Raw genomic sequence first — 7441 nt, 5'->3', positions numbered from 1 at the left:
TGTCGAAGAGAAAAACCCTATTCTCGGAGCTAATTGACGACACATAAACTGTATGAACAAAAATCGCCGAAAAAGGCACAAAGTCAACAGCCTAGCTTGAAGCTCATCGATTTGTTTTTTTTGTTCATTAACCTCTTGCTTTAGTTGTTTAAACTTGGCTGTAACACCGCCCTCTTTAGAAATACCAAAATCCTCTAGTCTATTGAGCAAACCAGAGCTGAACAATAAAACAATGGTAATGACTATAATATCAGGAGTTTCTATCTTTCTTGGTTGTTGCCCTTGTTTGAGAAACATTGGACTAATTAGGCTAAATATCAAATACGTTAATGCTAACAAGGATATAATTTCAATCCACCAATTTCTGCTCGTTTTATCCTCTTCCTTGCCAGAAAAATTTTCTATCAATTCTTGGTCTATTTGATTTTGGCTCTTGTTTTCATTCATAATCAGCTAACTTTAATTTAATACAAAAGCAATATGACATAATTAGAATCGAATTTATTTGTATTTTACAATCCCATAACCGTCCGATAATGTGCTTCAATTTGCGCGACAGTTTGAGATTTTCGCTTTGTCTCCCATTGACTGCGGTTAAATAATTCTTGTCGCAATTCATCAACGTTAATTGTTGTTACTTTCCCATCAGCAACAATTTGCTTACCGTTAACCCAAACACTATCAACAACATTAGTAGGACGACCTAAAACTAATAAGCCAATGGGGTCTGTACGAGGAAGTAATGATAAATTGGTGAGGTCATAAAGTACTAAATCTGCTTGTTTCCCTATTGTAATAGAACCAAGTTTATCTGCAAGATTCAATCCTCTTGCACCTCCTAAAGATGCCATTTCTACTGCTTGTCGGGGTGTAATCCAGTGCTGATAATCTAAATCTGTAACGTTGTGTAATATAGAACCAATTTTTATCGCTTCTAACAAATCTTGGGAGTCGTTACTTGAAGCACCATCGCAACCAAAAGTTACATTTACTCCAGCTTGGCGATATTTTAAAATTGGGGCAATGCCACTGCCTAAACGTAAATTACTTAAGGGATTGTGAACAACTGTAGATTTAGTTTCAGCGAGGATGGCGATATCATTATCATTTAACCAAACACAATGAGCAAGAGAAGTTTTATTGCTCAAAAACCCGATTCTTTTTAAATGTTCCACGGCAGTACAACCATACTTCTCTTGGGCGAGTTTTTCCTGTGCCCTGGTTTCAAGTAAATGGGAGTGACGACAAAGATTATAGCGATCGCTTAACTCAGTACATCCTGCAAATAAAGCATCAGTACATAGCTGTATCCCCGTTGGTGCAACTAAAATATTTATACCTTCGTCTGGGCGATGAAATTGTCTCACTGCCTCTTCGATAATTTCTAATGTTGCCGCAGTTGAGCGAAAATAAGGTTCATGAGTTTTTACTGATTCTCCAGATGGGATACCTGCGCTGAGGGATTCATCTTGAATTAAGGGGGCGATAAAGGCGCGAATTCCAACTTCTCTGTAAGCGCGAGTTGCAATTGCGATCGTTTCTAACTCAAGTCCAGGAATTAACACCAGGTGATCTACTACACTCGTACCGCCGGAAAGTAAAGTTTCTACCGCAGTACCCAAGGCGCTGAGATAAACCTGTTCGGGATCGAGGGGCGCAAAATCATACAATTCCGCCAACCACAATTCTAAAGGCAAAGCTGACATGATTCCCCGTTGCCACATCTCTGATGAGTGAGTGTGGGCGTTGAAAAAACCAGGTAACAAAAGCTTATTTTTGCCATCGATGGCAGTGCCGATTACTGGTAGATTAGGGGCAATGGCTGCGATGGGCAAAGCCCCGCCATAGGCGATCGCACCATCTACAATCTGTACATCTACCGTTGCATAATCATCACTGGCGGCAATTAAAACATTCTGGATGGTGAAATTTACCATATTTAACCTTGATTAAGTAATTGTATTTTGAACTGAATTTCAAGTTACAAGATAGAAAATGGTGTAAGGTATGGCAATTTTATGAATCAACCTTTTCGGACATTGGGAGTCTCACCAAATGCGTGGACAGTGAATGATGCGATCGCAGATATCACTCGTCCTCAAAAGATCCCACAACCCGTTATTTTATCAACAGAAACTAAAGCTCTGCGTCTAGACTTGGCAAAAACTGCTATCCTCGTCATTGATATGCAAAACGACTTCTGTCACCCTGATGGCTGGTTAGCGCATATCGGCGTGGATGTAACTCCGGCGCGTCAGCCTATTGAACCTTTGAATAACTTACTTCCAGAACTTCGTGAGGTGGGTGTTCCAGTCATTTGGATAAATTGGGGAAATCGTCCCGACTTGCTCAATATTAGTGCTGGTTCGCGTCATGTCTATAACCCTACTGGGGCAGGTGTGGGATTAGGCGATCCACTACCAAGCAATGGCGCTAGAGTACTTATGGCAGGTAGTTGGGCTGCGGCAGTAGTGGATGAACTAGAACAACTTCCCGAAGATATTCGTGTGGACAAATATCGGATGAGTGCGTTTTGGGATACCCCATTAGATAGTATCTTGCGGAATCTAGGAAGCACAACATTATTTTTTGCTGGTGTTAATGCCGATCAATGTGTGTTAGCTACCTTATGTGATGCCAACTTCTTGGGATATGACTGCGTGTTAATTAAAGATTGTAGCGCTACTACTTCGCCTGAATATTGTTGGTTAGCGACATTGTACAATGTTAAACAATGCTTCGGTTTTGTCACTGACTCCCAAGAAATTTTCACAGCGCTGCAAAAGAGTGAGGAGTGAATCAATTTTGGATTTTGAATTTTAGATTTTAGATTGATCCCATGTATGAATGCTCATTCTTCCCTACGGGACGCTGCGCGAACGATCAATAATTTTAGACTTTTAGAATTATATGATTTAAGACTAGGATTTTAGGAATTTTCAAACCCATCGATAACTTTAGAGGGGATAAATAAATGTACGCTACTCGTTGTGTAATTCCGGTTATCAAATCTCCCAAAGATTACCAAGTATATCGCATTAGTCCCAATGATTCTAATCGATTAGCCATTATCTTCGATTCGATAAATGCTAATACTTCCTTGACTTCCTGTATAGAAATTTTTGATGTTGGGGGACAAACACCACCAAATCGCCATCAGTGGGCGGTGGAAATGTTTTTTGTTCTCAAAGGGGAAGCGATCGCTATGTGTGATGGCAAGAGTGCCGCGATCAAAGCTGGCGATAGTTTATTAGTGCCTCCCACAGGGACTCATTTGATTAAAAATACTGGTTCGACTCGCTTGTATACATTGACTGTTATGGTTCCTAATGAAGATTTTTCGGAATTGATTCGCAGTGGGATTCCGTCGGAATTAGATGCAGAAGATATGGCAGTATTGGGGAGAGTAAGTTCTTTAATGCCTTGTTAAGATAATTCGTAATAACGCTTTCCACGAGATGCTGTAGGGGCAATTCATGAATTTCCCCTACCTGATAAGTAGTCGGACACAATTAAATTCATTGGTGGAGATAGGGAACAGGTTACAGGTTACAGGAAAAAACTTGTGTAATGAATTCTGTCTGATTACTTAATAAGGGTTTTGGCTATTATTTGCGTAAGTTCTGAGTAAAAAGCTTAAAGTTCTGAACTTGAGAAATGAAGGCTGATCAACTCTAAGTTAATACTTTTAATTTTGACCGTGCCAATTTTAGATTTTAGATTATTTCGGTTCATGCCCTGTACCCTTGTAATCGGGGTCAATCCAATATCCAAAATTTAAAATCCAAAATTGATTGACTTGAGTTTGCCATCTTCCATTTCAACGATGCGATCGGCAATGTCTAGGATGCGGTTGTCATGAGTAACCATCAAGATTGTACAGCCTTGTTCTTTTGCCAGTTTTTGCATGAGATTGACTATATCTCGTCCCGATTGGCTGTCAAGGGCGGCGGTGGGTTCATCCGCTAGGATTATTTGAGGATGGCTGACTAAGGCACGAGCGATCGCTACTCTTTGTTTTTGTCCCCCAGATAGTTTATCAGGATAATAATCGAAATGATTTCCTAATCCTACCTGCTCTAGCATCTGGGCTGATCTCACTAGCATCTTTTTTAACCCAAGATATTTGTGCAATTCCAAAGCCATTTTGACATTTTGGAGTGCTGTTAAACTACCATGCAAGTTATGTGCTTGAAAAATGTAACCGTTATGCCGTCGCGCCTGCACTAGTTCTTCAGCACTAGCACCACAAAGTTCTCGCCCCAACACCCGCAAACTACCAGATTGGGCAGAACGCAATCCACCCACTAAAGTCAGCAAGGTAGTTTTACCAGAACCAGAGGGCCCGGTCATAATAATAATTTCACCGACATTAATCTCTAAGTTGATATTAAATAAAACTTGCTTACGAAGTGAACTATGGCCAAAATGGTGGTCAAGATTTTTAATAGAGATTACGGGAAGCATATTTTAGAATTGGGCATTGGGCGGCATTGGGCATTGGGCATTGGGAGTTGGGCATTGATAAATATTTCCATGCCCCATCCCCTATGCCCAATGCCCATTTTTCAAAACATATCAGCAGGATCGCTGGCTTGGAGTTTGCGGGTGGCGATCGCACCAGAAATTGTACACATCATGATAGTCAGTACTAATACCTGCAATGCCCGAATCGCAGTCATGTACATGGGTAAGTTTGTAGCACTGCGAGTCAGTTGGTAAAGTGCTAAAGATACTCCTAATCCGGGGAAGAAACCTAGTGCTGCCAAAATCAACGATTCTTCAAGCACCACACCCAGCAGGTAATAATTGTGATATCCCATTGCTTTAAAGGTGGCATATTCTCGAACATGGGCATTAACATCGGCGGAAAGGACTTGATAGACGATAATCACGCCCACTACAAAGCCCATTGATACACCCATGCTGAAAATAAATCCAATTGGCGAATTTGTTCTCCAAAAGTTATTTTCAAATTCAATAAATTCGGCGTGGGTTAAGACTTTGACATCATCTCTCAGATAGGCTTTGAGCATTGCTGCTACTTTTTTCGGATCGTAGCCTGGTTTCAGAACAATCAAACCAAGACTGACACTGCTAGACTGTCGCCCAGAAAATAGCCGCAAAAAGTTTTGATCGCTAGTAATTAGATTGCCATCAGAACCGAAGGAAGCCCCGACTTGAAATAAGCCACTGATGGTAATTGTGCGCCGTTCTATTTCGGTAGTTAGGGTTTTACCTTGGTCAATTTGAGCGATCGCTTTTTGATAATCTCCTCTTGCGCCACGGTCGAATAAAACGGTATTCGGTAGCTTAATTGCCTGCAATTGCTGATTAACATCTGGTAAATCAAAAGCTGGCTTGTCTGGATTGAAGCCGATGACTAATACCCCTGCTTCACGGTGTGTTTGGGGATTTTTCCAGATTGTGTTATTGAAATACATTGGTTCTGCTGACTTCACCCCTGGTATATCCATTGCTTGGTAAAGTCGCCGCCGAGAAAATGTAGACAAGCTTGGCAAGTTACGGGCTTGGGGACTGGTTAAAACAATATCTGCTTGCAAACTGCGATGTAATCTGGTGTTGCTGTCATACAGCGCAGTTTGAAATCCCAGTTGCATAAACATGAGAAGATCCGCAAAGGCAATACCTGACAATGCCACCAAGAGACGGCTTTTTTCATGATTCAGTTGTAACCATCCTAAAGGGGTTCGTCGTAGCAGTTGTTTAATCAATCCCATAATTTATTGGGGAATTGGGAATTGGGAATTGGGAATTGGGCATTGGGCATTGGGCATTGGGCATTGGGGAGTTCAGAGGAAAGATGATTACTTTGACTTCTGAACTGGGAACTTCGACCTTTGAACACAAAGCGTTAAGCTTAGAACTTACAATTCCCCATGCCCAATGCCCCATGCCCCATGCCCATTTCATAATTCAATTACTGCCTTAACTTGCATATTGGTTAAGGTGGCAGCTTTTTGGCTGGAGGCTTCATTTAGTCGGATATGAACTTCTACTACTCTGTTATCGATATTGCTGGCAGGATCTGTGTTGACGACATTCTGCCGCCGTACTTGCAAGCCTTTGCGATCTACAATTCCCTGCAATTCAATCGGGAGGTAATCACCAAGTAATGTTACTTTTTGGCCTGAATGCACTTTGCCGATATCGCTTTCGTAGACTTCGGCTATGACATACATCTGGCTGGTTTGTCCGATATCAGCAATGCCATCATTTGAGACTAATTCACCAGGATAGGTATGAATCTCAAATACCTGTCCACTTTGGGGCGATCGCACCTCGGCCTGTTTTAGATTGACTTTTGCCAAATTCATCGCTGCTACAGCCCGATTGACTTCTGCTTGGGCTGCTTCTACATCTACTCCTCGGACTTCAGCAATTTCATCAAGGGTTGCAGTAGCTTGTTTTACCTGTTGCTGGCTAGTTGATTGGGTACGATTTAACTGTGCTTGCGCTTCTTGCAGGTTTTTCTGGGCGGTTTCCAAGTTTAAATGCTTGCTATCCTGTTGGGAGGCGGAGATTGCCCCCTGTCGATATAGTTGCTGATAGCGTTCGTCTTCTGCTTGGGCGTTACGCACTTCGGCTTGGAATCGCTCAATTGTTGCTGCTTGGGCATTACTATTACCTTGGCGTTCTGCTTCTAAACGGGCGATCGCAGCTTTTTGGGCGGCAATTTCACCACGTTTAGCCCCTGCTTGGGTGCGGTTTAAGTTTGCCTGGGCTACTTTGACTTGTTCTTGCGCCTCTTGAAATTCTGCTTGTAAGCGATCGCGGCTGTTCAAAATCGCAATTATTTGTCCTGCTTTTACCCTATCCCCTTCCTTCACCAACAACTTTTCTACCCGACTTCCTTCCGCAGATACCGCAGCAGAGAGTTTAACTACCTTTCCTTGTGGTTCAATCCGCCCTAAAGCTGTTACGGTTGTTAACTCTGGCAATTGTGTTGCTGGCATTTGTGTCTCAGGGGTTGCATAATTTTGCCAACGTTTGACTATATAAAAACTTATTCCGCCAACCAACAAAGATGCAATTATACCTACAGCAACGGATGGACGCAGAATAGACTTAGGGAACGTTCTGTACCCTAATTTTGAGTTTCGCACCATAGATTACCTCTTAACTAGTGGCGCAGAAAAAACTGAATTGCTTAAGTTTTTATTCTTACTTCTTTCTTGATTTTCTAGCTTTTCCTTTATTTGTTAGTTAACTATTGTGGATTTATCGATTCTGAATTCATAAAAAATGGAAATTATTGAGAATTTACCAACTTACTGTAATTTAGCTGGATAGGATGACAACAATTTATTTTCCAGTATTAAGAGACTTACTTTTGATGATTAATTTTATTTTGTTTTGTGAAAGTACTCAGATATAGTAGACGGTTTCAAATTCACAGGCTGTAACAGTGCCAACAATC

8 protein-coding genes are annotated in these 7441 nt (G+C 41.5%); 2 read left to right on the top strand and 6 right to left on the bottom strand.

Annotated features, from left to right (window positions below; translation table 11 throughout):
* Together V7K98_RS06945 and V7K98_RS06940 are read right to left on the bottom strand one after the other, a co-directional pair.
* Positions 1 to 447 (bottom strand): hypothetical protein (locus V7K98_RS06945; protein WP_335020160.1); only part of this gene is annotated, 447 nt, incomplete at its 3' end.
* Positions 448 to 512: 65 nt separating this feature from the next.
* On the bottom strand, positions 513 to 1937 hold the full coding sequence (locus V7K98_RS06940) for an amidohydrolase (RefSeq protein WP_335020158.1): 1425 nt from the start codon (positions 1935 to 1937) through the stop codon (positions 513 to 515).
* An 81-nt stretch (positions 1938 to 2018) separates the two neighbouring features.
* On the opposite strand from V7K98_RS06940, the gene V7K98_RS06935 reads away from it, so the two are divergent.
* The gene (locus V7K98_RS06935) at positions 2019 to 2798 is read left to right on the top strand and encodes a cysteine hydrolase family protein (RefSeq protein WP_335020156.1); all 780 of its coding nucleotides are present in this window, start codon (positions 2019 to 2021) and stop codon (positions 2796 to 2798) included.
* Between the two features lie 176 nt (positions 2799 to 2974).
* Positions 2975 to 3430 carry a cupin domain-containing protein gene (locus V7K98_RS06930; RefSeq protein WP_335020154.1) on the top strand — a complete coding sequence of 152 codons (456 nt, stop codon included), beginning with the start codon at positions 2975 to 2977 and terminating at the stop codon, positions 3428 to 3430.
* Between the two features lie 347 nt (positions 3431 to 3777).
* On the opposite strand, the gene V7K98_RS06925 is transcribed toward V7K98_RS06930, so the two are convergent.
* The 4 genes from V7K98_RS06925 to V7K98_RS06910 form a co-directional block, all read right to left on the bottom strand.
* The gene (locus tag V7K98_RS06925; RefSeq protein ID WP_335020152.1) at positions 3778 to 4467 is read right to left on the bottom strand and encodes a DevA family ABC transporter ATP-binding protein; all 690 of its coding nucleotides are present in this window, start codon (positions 4465 to 4467) and stop codon (positions 3778 to 3780) included.
* A 101-nt stretch (positions 4468 to 4568) separates the two neighbouring features.
* Positions 4569 to 5741 carry an ABC transporter permease DevC gene (gene devC, locus V7K98_RS06920; RefSeq protein WP_335020150.1) on the bottom strand — a complete coding sequence of 391 codons (1173 nt, stop codon included), beginning with the start codon at positions 5739 to 5741 and terminating at the stop codon, positions 4569 to 4571.
* Positions 5728 to 5934: a hypothetical protein gene (locus tag V7K98_RS06915; RefSeq protein ID WP_335020148.1), complete on the bottom strand. Its 207-nt coding sequence runs from the start codon at positions 5932 to 5934 to the stop codon at positions 5728 to 5730. The genes devC and V7K98_RS06915 overlap by 14 nt, the downstream gene beginning before the upstream one ends.
* Positions 5931 to 7127, bottom strand: a complete 1197-nt coding sequence (locus V7K98_RS06910; RefSeq protein WP_442940401.1) for an ABC exporter membrane fusion protein — start codon at positions 7125 to 7127, stop codon at positions 5931 to 5933. The genes V7K98_RS06915 and V7K98_RS06910 overlap by 4 nt, the downstream gene beginning before the upstream one ends.
* Between the last annotated feature and the right edge of the window lie 314 nt (positions 7128 to 7441).

Source organism: Nostoc sp., from assembly GCF_036917435.1.
GTDB lineage: Bacteria > Cyanobacteriota > Cyanobacteriia > Cyanobacteriales > Nostocaceae > Nostoc.
Note: the sequence above shows the minus strand (reverse complement) of the source record. Positions and strands in the feature narration are given on the sequence as shown.